14 protein-coding genes are annotated in these 13,498 nt (G+C 59.4%); 2 read left to right on the forward strand and 12 right to left on the reverse strand.

Annotated elements, in window-relative coordinates:
- From ACA044_RS26110 to ACA044_RS26120, 3 genes are read right to left on the reverse strand one after another with little or no spacing between them, the layout of a single operon-like run.
- Positions 1–714: a PilW family protein gene (locus tag ACA044_RS26110; protein ID WP_497443905.1), complete on the reverse strand. Its 714-nt coding sequence runs from the start codon at positions 712–714 to the stop codon at positions 1–3.
- Positions 711–1,160, reverse strand: a complete 450-nt coding sequence (gene pilV / locus ACA044_RS26115; RefSeq protein ID WP_123721398.1) for a type IV pilus modification protein PilV — start codon at positions 1,158–1,160, stop codon at positions 711–713. The genes ACA044_RS26110 and pilV overlap by 4 nt, the downstream gene beginning before the upstream one ends.
- Complete coding sequence (locus ACA044_RS26120) at positions 1,157–1,630, reverse strand: GspH/FimT family pseudopilin (protein WP_497443906.1); 474 nt, start codon at positions 1,628–1,630, stop codon at positions 1,157–1,159. The genes pilV and ACA044_RS26120 overlap by 4 nt, the downstream gene beginning before the upstream one ends.
- Positions 1,631–1,760: 130 nt before the next feature.
- Here ACA044_RS26120 and ACA044_RS26125 point away from each other — a divergent pair, with 130 nt between their 5' ends.
- Complete coding sequence (locus ACA044_RS26125) at positions 1,761–2,318, forward strand: GspH/FimT family pseudopilin (RefSeq protein ID WP_497443907.1); 558 nt, start codon at positions 1,761–1,763, stop codon at positions 2,316–2,318.
- Here the strand turns inward: ACA044_RS26125 and ispH are convergent.
- From ispH to murJ, 6 genes are all read right to left on the reverse strand, one after another.
- Positions 2,287–3,234, reverse strand: a complete 948-nt coding sequence (gene ispH / locus ACA044_RS26130; RefSeq protein ID WP_253548398.1) for a 4-hydroxy-3-methylbut-2-enyl diphosphate reductase — start codon at positions 3,232–3,234, stop codon at positions 2,287–2,289. The two genes, ACA044_RS26125 and ispH, sit on opposite strands and share 32 nt — an antisense overlap.
- 146 nt (positions 3,235–3,380) lie before the next feature.
- Positions 3,381–3,818 carry an FKBP-type peptidyl-prolyl cis-trans isomerase gene (fkpB, locus tag ACA044_RS26135; RefSeq protein ID WP_320394475.1) on the reverse strand — a complete coding sequence of 146 codons (438 nt, stop codon included), beginning with the start codon at positions 3,816–3,818 and terminating at the stop codon, positions 3,381–3,383.
- A gap of 7 nt (positions 3,819–3,825) precedes the next feature.
- A complete protein-coding gene (gene lspA, locus ACA044_RS26140) occupies positions 3,826–4,338 on the reverse strand; it encodes a signal peptidase II (RefSeq protein WP_497443908.1) in 513 nt (170 codons plus the stop codon).
- Entirely contained in the window at positions 4,331–7,162 is a 2,832-nt protein-coding gene (gene ileS / locus ACA044_RS26145; protein WP_497443909.1) for an isoleucine--tRNA ligase, read from the reverse strand. The genes lspA and ileS overlap by 8 nt, the downstream gene beginning before the upstream one ends.
- Positions 7,163–8,113, reverse strand: coding sequence for a bifunctional riboflavin kinase/FAD synthetase (gene ribF / locus ACA044_RS26150; protein WP_497443910.1), 951 nt, complete (start codon positions 8,111–8,113; stop codon positions 7,163–7,165).
- A 129-nt stretch (positions 8,114–8,242) separates the two neighbouring features.
- Positions 8,243–9,781 carry a murein biosynthesis integral membrane protein MurJ gene (gene murJ, locus ACA044_RS26155; protein WP_497443911.1) on the reverse strand — a complete coding sequence of 513 codons (1,539 nt, stop codon included), beginning with the start codon at positions 9,779–9,781 and terminating at the stop codon, positions 8,243–8,245.
- A gap of 252 nt (positions 9,782–10,033) precedes the next feature.
- On the opposite strand from murJ, the gene rpsT reads away from it, so the two are divergent.
- The gene (gene rpsT, locus ACA044_RS26160) at positions 10,034–10,312 is read left to right on the forward strand and encodes a 30S ribosomal protein S20 (protein WP_007901883.1); all 279 of its coding nucleotides are present in this window, start codon (positions 10,034–10,036) and stop codon (positions 10,310–10,312) included.
- Between the two features lie 184 nt (positions 10,313–10,496).
- On the opposite strand, the gene ACA044_RS26165 is transcribed toward rpsT, so the two are convergent.
- From ACA044_RS26165 to cgtA, 3 genes are all read right to left on the reverse strand, one after another.
- On the reverse strand, positions 10,497–10,961 hold the full coding sequence (locus tag ACA044_RS26165; RefSeq protein WP_497443912.1) for a CreA family protein: 465 nt from the start codon (positions 10,959–10,961) through the stop codon (positions 10,497–10,499).
- Positions 10,962–10,973: 12 nt separating this feature from the next.
- A complete protein-coding gene (gene proB / locus ACA044_RS26170; RefSeq protein ID WP_017340857.1) occupies positions 10,974–12,092 on the reverse strand; it encodes a glutamate 5-kinase in 1,119 nt (372 codons plus the stop codon).
- A gap of 123 nt (positions 12,093–12,215) precedes the next feature.
- Entirely contained in the window at positions 12,216–13,439 is a 1,224-nt protein-coding gene (gene cgtA / locus ACA044_RS26175) for an Obg family GTPase CgtA (RefSeq protein ID WP_497443913.1), read from the reverse strand.
- Positions 13,440–13,498 lie beyond the last annotated feature (59 nt).

Below are 13,498 nucleotides of genomic sequence, written 5' to 3' on the forward strand. Positions count from 1 at the left end.
TCATGGCAACCGGTTGCGCAAGGCGGCAACCACGTTGAAGGTTTGATCGCTTACCCGGTAGTTCGGGTCGGTCAGCGTCAGCGTCAGTCGCACACTTCGGATTCGTGCCGGATCGGATGGGTTGCTGCTGTAGCTGGAGGCGGCCGTATCCGTGGCGGAGCTGGCGAGGCCGAAGCTCACATTGAATTCACTGACATTGTTCACCAGCACCTGCTGCGTCGGCGTACCTGTACCAGAGCCCATCAGCAGTTGGTTGTTGCTGAAGCTGTAGACCAATCGCCGGATCGGAAATGCCAACTGCCCAGACGTCGGCGTTCTTACACCGGTGTAGGCCGTCGCGATGTTGCGGCAGTCCGAAACTACTGTCCAGGTTGGCGCACCGCCACTGCCGCCGACATCGGCGGTAACAAGCGTTAATTTGAGGTTGGCATTGTCCCAACTGATCGGCGTGATTTGACTGGCATTGAAACTCCCTGCCGAGCTGTCGTCGATAATCGTGCCTAGGCAACCGAACATGCCAACCATGCGGATTTCCTGAATCATTTTGCTCAGGACGAACCGTGCATCTTCCTGCATGCCGGCGGCAGTGTTCTGACTGACGTAGGTATTTTTAGCTGCGATGAAGATCTGCGCCACGCCAAGAACCACGACCAGACTCAACGCCAGGGCGATCAGTAACTCGATCAGGCCGAAACCTTTGCTGGCTCTGATCATGGTGTCGTCGCCGGATCAACGGTGGCGCGGCTGACAACGACGAAACTGCGGCGCGAGTCGGCGGTATTGGCGGCCCGCGAGTCGTCCCAGGTAATGGTAATGGTGTACACCCGCTGGTTGCGGGTGATGCTACCGGTCGCTGTGGCGCCGCCAAAATTGACGATGTTGGTGGTGAAATCGTAAAGGTCCTGATCCCGGGCCACGCTCAGGTTGCCCGAGGTCGGTGGCGTGACGGTGTAATCGGCGCCGGAGTTGGCGCGAATGCGGTCCATCATGTCGTAGGCGATAAAACTCGCCTGGCTGGTCATCCGCGAGCTGTCGGTGTACTTCAACGCATTGAGTTGAATCGCTGCTGCGCCCAACAACCCCACAGCCAGAACCAACAACGCGACCAATACCTCGATCAGCGTCATGCCCTCCTGTGCACGCTTGCTCCATCCCCTCATCCGCAACTTCCACCCAATAGAATTCGTCCGTTCAAACACACATTCAACGTCCGGCTTTGCGCCCCCAATACATAACTGATCACGACCGCCGTAGACGGTGCCGACAAACCGCCCAGATTGTTGAAATCGATGGCGGTCACTCCTGAGGTTAGCGTCAGAGTTGCACCACTGCTCAGCGCTGGAACAACCCGCAATATATTGGCCGGATTGCCAGTACCGTCATAAACGGTCAACTCGCCGGTCCAGACATTGCCGCCGGCTGTCGGGCGAACCCGGGTGGTCAGGCCCCGGTCGATCGCCTCAAGCCGTGCGTAGCTGAGCGCGCGCTGCAGGTCGCCGATCTCGGTGTCGGCCTTGGTGCTTTGCACCGAACGGGTAAACGCCGGAACGGCCAGGGTGATCAGGATCAGAAACACCGCGAGCGTGACCAGCAACTCGATCAGCGTGAAACCTTTTGTACGATGATCCATCGGTGCGCTCCGTTGCCGTCGGCTATACCTGCTTCTACACGCTAGAACATTCGACCGGCAGATGTACGGTTGTTTTGCCATTACTCGCGCAGGGAACGCGTGGGCCGCAGCACTCCAGGAGGGAGATGACATGCATCAGCAAGGTTTCAGCCTGATCGAACTGCTCATGGGACTGACGATTGTCGGGATTGTTCTGCAACTGGTCAGCCCAGCGTTCGCCGCACTGACAGAATCGAACCACCGGGAGCGGGCGGCGCAATCGATAGCCAGTGGTATACGCAATGCCAGAACCCTTGCCATCACTCGCAATCAGAGCGTTGTGATTCACGGCATCAACGGCGACTGGAGTCAGGGCTGGCGGATCATTCTGGATATCAGCGGCAAAGGCCCGGAGGACAGCAGCAATCCACTGCTGGTTGAGCACGCGAGTAGCAGCCGGGTGCCGATTGTCGGCAATTGGTCGGTCAGGCGTTTTGTACGTTTCAGCAGTCTGGGCCAACCGCTGATGCCCGGAAGGGCGTTTCAGGCAGGGACGCTACATATTTGTTCGGCTCACGAGCCGGTCAGCCAGCTCCAGGTAGTGCTGGCGGCGAGCGGTCGAGTGCGCCTGGCCACCGATAAGGTTGAGCAGGCGCTGTGTCGAAAGACGAAAAGTGTTACAGCAGCGAACGCACGCGCAGCTCTTTAGGCATGGAGAAGGTGATGTTCTCCTCACGACCGGCCAGTTCATCGGCCCCGGTGGCGCCCCAGGCCTGCAATTGCTGGATCACGCCACGCACCAGCACTTCAGGAGCGGAGGCACCGGCAGTGATGCCAATACGCTCGACACCGTCGAACCAGCTCTTTTGCAGGTCTTCGGCGCCGTCGATCAGATAGGCCGGAGTGGCCATGCGTTCGGCCAGTTCACGCAGACGATTGGAGTTGGAGCTGTTCGGACTGCCGACCACCAGCACCACGTCGCATTCGTCCGCCAGTTGCTTGACGGCGTCCTGACGGTTTTGCGTGGCGTAGCAGATGTCGTCCTTGCGCGGACCACCGATCGCCGGAAAACGAGTGCGCAGGGCGTCGATCACGCGACTGGTATCGTCCATGGACAGGGTGGTCTGGGTGACGAAGGCCAGTCTTTCAGGGTTGTGCACCTGCAACGCGGCGACGTCTTTCTCGTCTTCGACCAGATAGATCGCGCCACCATTGCTGCCATCGTACTGGCCCATGGTGCCTTCGACTTCCGGATGACCGGCATGGCCGATGAGGATGCATTCACGGCCGTCGCGACTGTAACGCGCGACTTCGATGTGCACTTTGGTCACCAGCGGGCAGGTTGCGTCAAATACTTTCAGGCCACGGCCAGCGGCTTCGGTGCGCACGGCCTGGGAAACGCCGTGGGCGCTGAAGATCACGATCACGTCGTCCGGCACCTGATCCAGTTCCTCGACGAAGATCGCCCCTCGGGCGCGCAGGTCTTCGACGACGAATTTGTTGTGGACCACTTCATGGCGCACGTAGATCGGCGGCCCGAAGACTTCCAGGGCGCGGTTGACGATTTCGATCGCCCGGTCCACACCGGCGCAGAAGCCACGGGGGTTGGCGAGTTTGATTTGCATGCTGTGCCTCGTGTCTTGCGCGCAAGAAAATAGCGAAAACAGTGAAAAAACCACTGTGGGAGCGAGCCTGCTCGCGAAAGCGGTGCGTCAGTCAACATTGATGTTGAACGTGATGACGCCATCGCGAGCAGGCTCGCTCCCACAAGTTACAGCGCTTTGACGTTGATGATCTCGACGTCAAAGGTCAAGGTTTTACCGGCGAGCGGGTGATTGAAGTCGATGGTCACTTGCGCATCATCGAATTCCTTCACCACACCGGGCAGCTCAGTATTGGCCGCATCATTGAAGATCACCAGCAATCCTGGCGACAGTTCCATGTCCTGGAACTGCGAGCGCGGGATGATCTGCACATTTTGCGGGTTAGGCTGACCAAAGGCGTTTTCCGGCTCGACGGTCAGGCTGCGCTTGTCGCCGGCCTTGAAGCCGAACAGCGCGGCTTCAAAGCCTGGCAACAGGTTGCCGTCGCCGACCTTGAAGGTCGCCGGAGCTTTGTCGAAGGTGCTGTCGACGGTGTCGCCGTTCTCCAGGCGCAATGCAAAGTGCAAGGTGACTTCCGTGTTCTGGCCAATGCGTTGTTCAGCCAATACCTGTTCAGTCATGAACGGTTTCTCCGGTCTTCTTACTTTTGAACATATCCAGCGCGAGCATCACGGCACCGACGGAAATGGCGCTGTCGGCAAAGTTGAACGCCGGGAAATACCAGCGATTCTGCCAATGCACCAGAATGAAATCGATCACATGGCCCAGGGCAATGCGGTCGTACAGATTACCCAGCGCGCCACCCAGCACCAGCGCCAAGGCGATCGCCAGCCAGGTTTCGTTGCGCCCCAGGCGCTTGAGCCAGACCACCAGCACCGCACTGACCACCAACGCGATCAGGGCAAACAACCAACGCTGCCAGCCGGAGCTGTCGGCCAGGAAACTGAACGCCGCGCCAGTGTTGTAGGCCAGGGTCCAGCTAAAGTAATCGGGGATCACCACGATTTGCTGGTACATGCTCAGCGAGCCTTCGAAGTAAAACTTGCTGGCCTGGTCGATGACCAGGACCAGCAAACTCAACCAGAGCCAGCTCAGCCGTCCGAAACGGCCAACGCCATTAGGCATAATGACGAACCTCGCCCGCGCCGCTGATGTTGTCGACACAACGACCGCAGATTTCCGGATGCTCCGGGTTCACACCGACATCTTCACGGCAGTGCCAGCAACGGGCGCACTTGGCGAAGCTCGACTTGACCACTTTGAGCTTCAGGCCGCCGACTTCAGTGACCACCGCGTCGGCCGGTGCCTGCACGAACGGTGCAACGGTGGCGGTCGAGGTGATCAGTACGAAGCGCAGCTCGTTGCTCAGCCTGGCCAGGTCGGCGCTCAGCGCTTCTTCGGCGAACAGCGTTACTTCGGCTTGCAGATTGCCACCGACAGCCTTGGCTGCGCGCTGGATTTCCATTTCCTTGTTGACTGCAACCTTCACCGCCATGATCCGCTCCCAGTAGGCGCGGCCCAGCTCGACGTTCTCCGGCAGTTCGGTCAGGCCTTCGTACCAAGTGTTGAGCATTACAGACTCGTTACGCTCGCCCGGCAGGTATTCCCACAGTTCGTCAGCGGTGAACGCGAGGATCGGCGCGATCCAGCGCACCAGCGCCTCGCTGATGTGGTACAGCGCGGTTTGCGCCGAACGACGGGCCTTGCTGTTGGCGCCAGTGGTGTACTGACGGTCCTTGATGATGTCGAGGTAGAAACCGCCCAGCTCCTGCACGCAGAAGTTGTGGATCTTGGAGTAGACGTTCCAGAAGCGGTATTCGCCGTAGTGCTCTTGCAGCTCGCGTTGCAGCAGCAGGGTGCGATCCACCGCCCAACGGTCCAGCGCCAGCATTTCTTCGGCCGGCAGGATGTCGGTGGCCGGGTTGAAACCGGTCAGGTTGGAAAGCAAGAAGCGCGCGGTGTTACGGATGCGCCGGTAGGCGTCCGCACTGCGTTGCAGGATCTGCTCGGAAACCGCCATTTCACCCGAATAGTCGGTAGAAGCGACCCACAGACGCATGATATCGGCGCCCAGAGTGTCGTTGACCTTCTGCGGCGCGATTACGTTGCCCAAAGACTTGGACATTTTGCGACCGGACTCGTCAACGGTGAAACCGTGGGTCAGCAGCTCGCGGTACGGGGCGTGGTCGTCGATGGCGCAACCGGTCAGCAACGACGAGTGGAACCAGCCGCGGTGTTGGTCCGAACCTTCCAGGTACAGGTCGGCACGTGGACCGGTCTCGTGGCCCATCGCGTGCGAGCCGCGCAGGACGTGCCAGTGCGTGGTGCCCGAATCGAACCAGACGTCCAGGGTGTCGCTGATCTTGTCGTACTGCGGCGCTTCGTCACCGAGCAACTCGGCAGCATCCATCTTGAACCAGGCTTCGATGCCTTCGACTTCGACACGCTTAGCGACTTCTTCCATCAGCTCGGCGGTACGTGGGTGCAGTTCGCCGCTTTCCTTGTTCAGGAAGAACGGGATCGGCACGCCCCAGTTGCGCTGACGGGAGATACACCAGTCCGGACGATTGGCGATCATCGAGTGCAGGCGCGCCTGGCCCCAGGCCGGAACGAACTTGGTGTCTTCGATGGCTTTGATCGCCCGCTTGCGCAGGGTGTCGCCGCTGACAGGCTCTTTGTCCATGCCGATGAACCACTGCGCGGTGGCGCGGTAGATCAGCGGGGTCTTGTGACGCCAGCAGTGCATGTAGCTGTGTTCGATGATGGTGGTGTGCAGCAGCGCACCGACTTCGGTCAGTTTGTCGACGATGGCCGGGTTGGCTTTCCAGATGAACTGGCCGCCAAAGAACTCCAGCGACGGTACGTAAACGCCGTTGCTTTGTACCGGATTGATGATGTCATCGTTGACCATGCCGTATTTCTTGCAGGTCACGAAGTCGTCTACGCCGTAGGCTGGCGAGGAGTGAACCACGCCGGTGCCGGCGCCCAGTTCGACGTAGTCAGCCAGGTAAACCGGCGACAGGCGATCGTAGAACGGGTGACGGAAGTTGATCAGTTCCAGTTCTTTACCGGTGGTGGTGGCGATTACCGAACCTTCCAGGCTGTAACGGGCCAGGCAGGACTCGACCAGCTCTTCAGCCAGCATCAGCAGTTTATCGCCGACGTCGACCAGGGCGTAGTTGAATTCCGGGTGAACGTTCAACGCCTGGTTGGCCGGGATGGTCCACGGGGTGGTGGTCCAGATCACGATCGAGGCCGGTTTGCCCAGCGACGACAGACCGAACGCGGCGGCCAGCTTGGCTTCGTCGGCAATCGGGAAGGCCACGTCGATGGTCGCGGATTTCTTGTTCTCGTACTCGACTTCCGCTTCAGCCAGGGCCGAACCGCAGTCAAAGCACCAGTTCACAGGCTTCAGGCCCTTGAACACGAAGCCACCCTTGACGATTTCCGCCAGGGCGCGAATTTCACCGGCCTCGTTTTTGAAGTCCATGGTCTTGTATGGGTTGGCGAAGTCGCCCAACACGCCCAGACGGATGAATTCGGACTTCTGGCCTTCGATCTGCTCGGTGGCGTAGGCACGGCACAGTTCGCGGGTCTTGTCCGCACCCAGGTTCTTGCCGTGGGTCACTTCGACTTTGTGCTCGATCGGCAGACCGTGGCAGTCCCAGCCCGGAACATACGGCGCGTCGAAACCCGACAGGGTTTTCGAGCGGATAATCATGTCCTTGAGAATCTTGTTCAGCGCATGACCGATGTGAATCGTGCCGTTGGCGTACGGAGGACCGTCGTGAAGTACGAACTTCGGACGATCCTTGCCAATCTCGCGCAACTTACCGTACAGGCCAATGCTGTCCCAGCGCTGCAGAATCTGCGGTTCGCGCTGAGGCAGGCCGGCCTTCATTGGGAAGGCGGTGTCCGGAAGGTTTAGCGTGGCTTTATAGTCGGTCATTTAAGGCTCTTCATTAGCGATTGGCGCTAGGTGCGACAGGGCACGGGCGGCGGCGATATCCGCATTGATCGCCGTCTTAAGCGCCTCCAGAGAGGCGAAACGCTGCTCTTCACGCAGCTTGTGGTGGAAAACCACCGTCAAACGCCGGTCATACAGATCGCCGGCAAAATCTAAAAGATGCACTTCGAGGTGGGCTTTGCCATCCCCTTCGACCGTTGGCCGCACGCCGATATTGGCGACGCCTAGCCAGGTCTTGCCGTCGATGTCGACGTTGACCAGGTAAACCCCGCTCAGCGGCACACGACGACGTTTGAGCTGCACGTTGGCCGTGGGCGTGCCCAGCTGACGCGCCAGCTTCTGACCGTGCAGGACCCGCCCGGCAATCCGGAACGGGTGACCGAGCAACCGCTCGGCCAAGGCGAAATCGGCAGCGGCCAGGGCATTACGCACCTGAGTGCTGCTGACACGAATGCCGTCCAGCTCGACGGTCTGCGCCGCTTCGACGGTAAACCCCTGAAGGACGCCGGCCTGTTGCAGGAAATCGAAATCCCCTAGCCGGTCACAGCCGAAGCGGAAATCGTCACCGACTTCCAGATGCTGCACACCGAGGCCATCCACCAGAATGGTATCGACGAATTCGCTGGCACTGAGTTTGCTCAGGCGCTGATTGAAAGCCAGGCACAGCACCCGGTCGACACCTTCTTCGGCCAGCAGCTGCAGTTTGTCCCGCAGGCGGGCCAGACGGGCCGGGGCGGTGTCCGGGGCGAAAAACTCTCGCGGTTGCGGCTCGAAAATCACCACGCAGCTGGGCACGCCCAACTCGAGCGCACGCTCACGCAGCCGGGCCAGGATAGCCTGGTGACCACGGTGAACACCGTCAAAGTTGCCAATAGTGGCGACACAGCCCCGATGCTGGGGGCGCAGGTTGTGGAGGCCTCGAACCAGCTGCATAACGCGCTTCTTGCTCATAAAGTGGTCGATTATAACCACACCCGGCGGCCGACGACAGGCAACACCGTAACCCAAAGTGATCGAGCCGACAAAACCGTCGGCCCGCCCGTGTTTATCGAGACCAAAGCCTCAGCTCAATGCCTTGCGATTGAAGTCGCGCAAACGAAAGCCCATCAACAGCAACATGCCGAAATACGCCACCACGCCGGCGATCACCAATGCGCCCAGACGCAACAAGCGCTCAAGCATATGCCCCTGCCCCCAAGCCGGCATAAAGTGCATCACCCCCAGCAATACCGCGGACATCACCGCGACCGCCACCAACAGTTTGAGCCCGAACTTCGCCCAGCCCGGTTGCGGCTGATACATCTGCTGCTTGCGAAGTTGATAGAACAACAGCCCGGCATTGATGCAGGCACCCGCGCTAATGGCCAGGGCCAGACCGGCGTGAGCCAGCGGACCGATCAGCACCAGGTTGAACAGCTGGGTGACGATCAGGGTGAAAATCGCGATTTTTACCGGAGTCCGGATGTTTTGTTGCGCATAAAAGCCCGGCGCCAGCACTTTGATCACGATAATCCCCAGCAAGCCGACGGAATAAGCAATCAACGCACGCTGGGTCATCGCCGCATCGAAAGCGCTGAACTGACCGTACTGGAACAGCGAAGCCGTCAGCGGCTCAGCCAGAATCCCCAGCGCCAGGGCGCACGGCAACACCAGCATGAAGCACAGGCGCAGCCCCCAATCGAGGATCCGCGAGTATTCGTGGCGGTCCTGGCTGGCGTACGTCTTGGCCAGTGTCGGCAGCAGAATCGTGCCCAGTGCCACACCCAGCACGCCGGATGGCAATTCCATCAAACGGTCGGCGTAATACATCCAGGACACGGAGCCGGCCACCAGGAACGAGGCGAAAATGGTGTTGATGATCAGCGAAATCTGACTCACCGAAACGCCAATGATCGCTGGCAGCATCTGTTTCATGACCCGCCAGACGCCACTATCGCGCAGGCTCAGGCGCGGCAGCACCAGCATGCCGATTTTTTTCAGGTACGGCAGCTGAAACAGCAATTGCGCCAGGCCGCCCACCAGAACGGCCCAGCCTAGCGCCATCACGGGAGGATCGAAGTAAGGTGTCAGGAACACCGAAAAGATGATCATGCTGACATTGAGCAGGGTCGGCACGAAGGCCGGCACCGAGAAGCGGTTCCAGGTGTTGAGGATCGCTCCAGCCAATGAAGACAGGGAGATCAGCAATATATAAGGAAAAGTGACCCGTAGCAGATCGGCGGTCAGCTCGAATTTTTCCGGGGTAGTGACGAAACCCGGTGCCGTGGCCCAGATGACCCAGGGCGCAGCGAGCATGCCCAACGCAGTGACCAGCGCCAGCACCAGCGTCAGCAGGCCCGAGACGTAGGCAATGAAGGTTCGCGTCGCCTCCTCGCCCTTCTGGCTTTTGTATTCGGCAAGAATCGGCACGAAGGCCTGGGAAAACGCCCCTTCGGCGAAGATCCGCCGCAGCAGATTGGGCAGTTTGAAGGCGATAAAGAAGGCGTCGGTCGCCATTCCCGCACCAAATGCACGAGCGATAAGGGTGTCACGCACAAACCCCAATACCCGGGAAAGCATCGTGATAGAGCTGACAGCGGCCAACGATTTGAGCAGATTCATTGAAAGAGTTTTTGCCTGTCGATAAACAGCAGGCGAACAACGCGCCCACTTATGCGATACTCCGCGCCGCAACAGCACAGAGCCAAAGCTCGCGAGTTTACAGGTCGCACGCCGGAAAGAAATATCCCGGCGCTCCATACCTGCCACTTAGCGGATCGTCTCAACCGCCCTTGACAAGACATCAACTCATCGGCATGATTCGCGGCCTATTTTGTTTGCTATTTCCTAAAAAGTCTTTCGAGGAGCTCGACGGTGGCCAACACACCTTCCGCCAAAAAACGTGCAAAACAGGCTGAGAAGCGTCGCAGCCACAACGCCAGCCTGCGTTCCATGGTTCGTACCTACATCAAGAATGTAGTTAAAGCCATCGACGCAAAAGACGCTGCAAAAGCTCAAGCTGCTTACGTTCTGGCTGTGCCAGTTATCGACCGTATGGCCGATAAAGGCATCATCCACAAGAACAAAGCTGCTCGCCATAAGAGCCGCCTGAATGGCCACGTCAAGGCCCTGAACGTTGCCGCTGCTGCCTAAGCGACGCGCTCGTTAAAAAACCGACCTCAGGGTCGGTTTTTTATTGCCTGCGATTCATCAAATACATCGCAAAAAAATGTGGGAGCGGGCTTGCTCACGAAGAAGGAGTGTCAGTCGACATCAATACTGCCTGATACACCGCTTTCGCGAGCAAGCCCGCTCCCACATTTGGACCTGCGTTAACTTATTGAGCGTGCGCCCACGGCAGAATCGGAATTGCCGTCACTGCATTCTGCGGACTGCCTTCGATCAAACGATCGCTGTAGACCAGATACACCAGCGTATTGCGCTTCTTGTCGAGGAATCGCACCACCTGCATGGTCTTGAACACCAGCGAGGTGCGCTCCTTGAACACCTCCTCGCCATCCTTGAGCTCACCTTTGAAGTTGATCGGCCCGACCTGACGGCAGGCAATAGACGCTTCAGCGCGATCCTCAGCCAACCCCAGACCACCTTTCACGCCACCCGTCTTGGCGCGCGACAGGTAGCAGGTCACGCCATCCACTTTCGGATCATCAAACGCCTCGACAACGATACGGTCGTTCGGGCCGACAAACTTGAACACCGTCGACACTTGGCCAACCTCCTCGGCCGAAGCCAGAAGCGGCACCGCCAACAACAAACCCAATAATCCTTTTGCCACACGCATTAAGGTATTCCTTCAGACCAGAATCAGGTTATCGCGGTGAACCAGTTCCGGCTCCGCCATATACCCCAACAGACCGACAATCGCCTCAGACGACTGACCGATGATTTTTTGTGCCTCCAGAGCGCTGTAGTTAGCCAGGCCACGGGCAATTTCACGACCGTCCGGCGCCACGCAGACCACCATTTCGCCACGACGAAAACTGCCCTGGACCAGCTTGACACCCACCGGCAGCAAACTTTTGTTGCCCTGGGACAACGCCGTCACTGCCCCCGCATCCAGCACTAGCGTGCCGCGGGTTTGCAGATGCCCGGCCAGCCACTGCTTACGTGCCGCCAGCATGCCGCGCTCAGGCGACAGCAAGGTGCCGATGCGCTCGCCAGCCTTGAGACGATCCAGCACCCGCTCCAGGCGCCCACCCACGATGATGGTGTGCGCACCGGAACGCGCCGCCAGACGCGCAGCACGCAATTTGGTCTGCATGCCGCCGCGACCCAGCGCACCGCCAGTGCCACCCGCGACCGCATCCAGCGCCGGATCATCGGCACGCGCTTCGTAAATCAGCTTGGCGTCGGGATTGTTGCGCGGATCAGCATCGAACATGCCGTCGCGATCAGTGAGGATCACCAGCAAATCGGCTTCGACCAGATTCGCCACCAGCGCTGCCAGCGTGTCGTTATCGCCGAAACGGATTTCGTCAGTGACCACAGTGTCGTTCTCGTTGATCACCGGGATCACCTTGAGCTCGACCAGCGCACGCAGGGTACTGCGAGCATTCAGGTAGCGCTTGCGGTCGGACAAATCATCGTGAGTCAGGAGAATCTGCGCGGTATGCCGACCATGCTCGGCGAAGCTCGACTCCCAGGCCTGCACCAACCCCATCTGGCCGATGGCGGCAGCCGCCTGCAACTCGTGCATCGCACTGGGTCGTACAGTCCAGCCCAGACGGCTCATGCCTGCCGCCACCGCCCCGGAGGACACCAGCACCAGCTCAACGCCCGCCTCGTGCAGAGCAACCATCTGCTCGACCCAGACACCCATTGCCGCGCGATCCAGGCCCTTGCCGTCCGCCGTCAGCAAAGCGCTGCCGATCTTCACGACCCAACGCTGCGCACCTGTCACCTTGCTCCGCATCATCTTCAACCTTAGCTTGAGGACAGCACGACCCAGCGCTGCCCGTAACGTTATTCGTGACTACCGATTTCCAGATACTAAAACGCCGCTCTGGTGAGCGGCGCTTAAGTTTATCGCAACGAATCAGTCACGCACGTAAATGATTTCCGGACCGTCTTCGTCATCCACATCTTCTTCATCCCAATCATCATCGCCGATGTCATGGACCGACTTCACGCCACTGCGACGCAGGGCACGCTGATCGTCCAGCGCCTGCAACTGAGCACGGGCCTCGTCTTCGATGCGCTGATCGAGGTCGGCCAACTCTTCTTTGTAGGCCGGGTCGTTAGCCAGGCGATCGGCACGATCTTCCATGTAACGCATGATGTCGCGGCACAGACGCTCGGTGCCCAACTTGGAGATGGCCGAGATCACATAGACCGGACCAGTCCACTCCAGGCGATCAACGATTTCCTTGACGCGAGCATCGTGCTCTTCCTCAAGGATCTGGTCGCACTTGTTCAGCACCAACCAACGATCACGCTCCGCCAGGGACGGGCTGAACTTGGTCAGCTCGCTAACGATCACCTCAGCAGCATCCGGGGCGCTGGCGTCATCCAGCGGCGCCATGTCCACGAGATGCAGCAGCAGACGGGTACGCGACAAATGCTTGAGGAAACGAATCCCCAGGCCCGCGCCGTCGGAAGCGCCTTCGATCAGACCCGGAATATCCGCGACCACGAAGCTCTTCCAGCGATCGACGCTGACCACACCCAGGTTCGGCACCAGCGTGGTGAACGGGTAGTCGGCGACTTTCGGCTTGGCGGCCGATACCGAGCGAATGAAGGTACTTTTGCCGGCATTCGGCAAACCGAGCAGGCCGACGTCCGCCAACACCTTCATTTCCAGCTTCAGGTCACGCTGCTCACCCGGCTTACCCGGCGTGGTCTGGCGCGGCGCGCGGTTGGTACTGGATTTGAAACGAGTGTTACCCAGACCGTGCCAACCGCCCTGAACCACGAGCAGACGCTGACCGGCCTTGGTCAGGTCGCCGATGACTTCCTGGGTGGCAGAATCGATTACCGTGGTACCGACCGGCACCCGCAGGACCAGATCTTCACCTTTCTTGCCGGTGCAGTCGGTGCTGCCACCGTTGGAGCCGCGCTCGGCATCGAAGTGCCGGGTGTAACGGTAGTCCACCAGGGTGTTCAGGTTTTCGTCGGCGATCATGAAGACCGAGCCGCCATCACCACCGTCACCGCCGTTCGGGCCGCCGTTCTCGATGAATTTTTCCCGACGGAAACTCATGCAACCGTTACCACCGTCGCCAGCCTTTACTCGAATCGATACTTCATCAACAAACTTCATAACAAAACGCCTCTCGCCATACGGACGAGCCGAAAAACAACCAAGACATAAGACTCTTG

The sequence above is a fragment of the Pseudomonas sp. LBUM1673 genome (genome assembly GCF_059695645.1).